Below are 1,476 nucleotides of genomic sequence, written 5' to 3'. Positions count from 1 at the left end.
AATTAGCTATCAAGTCGGGCACGACGACAACTCAAAATATTTTGCCAAAGTCCTTAATATCGAAAGCGATGTGGAGATCATTTCACTATCAGACGCGCAAATGTTGATGAGTGAAAATAAAGGTGGTTTGTTGATGGAACGTATTGTTGCTAATTATGAAAAAGTAGCAGCTAAGAAAGACGTAATCGTTGTTGAAGGTATTCCGAATGATAGAAATGAAGCCTATTTAACGCGACTTAATATCGATATTGCTCAGAATCTAAATGCGCCCGTTATTCTTGTCGCCGACGTCAATCAACGGACACCTACTCAATTATCTAAACACCTCAAAGTTGCGGCTTCCCTATATCACGGCACAGAGAGTCCTGACGTGCTTGGAGTAGTATTAAATCGCGTTGGCGAAATATCTGATGAGGACTTTTCAGCGCGCCTCGTTTCAATAAGTGACCTAAATGTCTTTACCAATAATTTCCATTTAATTGGAGCGATCCCTCTTATGAAAGAACTCGCAGCCCCAAGGGTCAGCGATCTCAAGTACACATTAGACGTTAACTCGCTTAACGAAGGTGAATCAGACTCTCGCCGAATTTATGACATCGTGTTTGCTGCAAAGACCGTAGACAACATCATTCCTAGGCTAACGCCTGGCACGCTTGTGGTAACACCGTCAGACCGAAGTGACGTCATTGTCGCTGCGTGTATGGCTGGCTTATCAGGCATTCCTCTCGCGGGCATATTGCTCACAAGTGATTCGAATATCGACCCTCGCATACACAAGCTTTGCGCAGCCGCTTTAAAAGCTGGTTTACCGCTTCTATCAACACCAACTGACACATTTAGAACGGCAGCAGCTCTTGCAAACCTTAACCGTGTCGTGCAGGTCGATGATGAAGCAAGAATGCGTCAGGTTGTGAGTATGGTTTCCGAGCATCTCGATTTGGAATGGCTCGCTCAAGTATGCGCCAAAGAGCGAAAGAGTCGCCTGTCGCCCCCTGCATTTCGCCACATGCTTACGTCTCGCGCTCGTTCCGCCAAAAAACGTATCGTTTTACCTGAAGGAAACGAACCTCGCACCGTTGCTGCTGCGATTGCTTGCCAAGAAAGGAATATCGCTCAATGCGTTATGATTGGGGAGCGCAGCGACATTAGCTTGGTTGCTGAAGCACAAGGTCTGACATTTCTAGATGAAATAGAAGTCATCAACCCCGACGAAGTGCGTGAAAGATACGTTCCTCATATGGTGGAGGCACGCAAGCACAAAGGCTTAGCGCCTGATATGGCGCGCTCTCTACTTGAAGATAATGTAGTTCTTGCGACGATGATGGTTGCCTTAGATGAAGTAGACGGATTAGTTTCAGGTGCTTTACACACGACAGCAAATACTGTTCGCCCAGCACTTCAGTTAATCAAAACTGCACCATCAGCCACTGTTGTCTCTTCGGTCTTCTTTATGTGCTTGCCAGAGCAAGTACTGGT

General features: G+C 46.1%; 1 protein-coding gene. It reads left to right on the top strand.

Translation table 11 applies throughout. The features are described 5' to 3' along the window. Nucleotides 1-1,476: phosphate acetyltransferase (gene pta, locus A3762_RS09000; RefSeq protein WP_068755019.1), on the top strand; the 1,476-nt coding region annotated here is incomplete at both ends.

It is taken from the genome of Oleiphilus sp. HI0125 (genome assembly GCF_001635355.1).
Note: the sequence above shows the minus strand (reverse complement) of the source record. Positions and strands in the feature narration are given on the sequence as shown.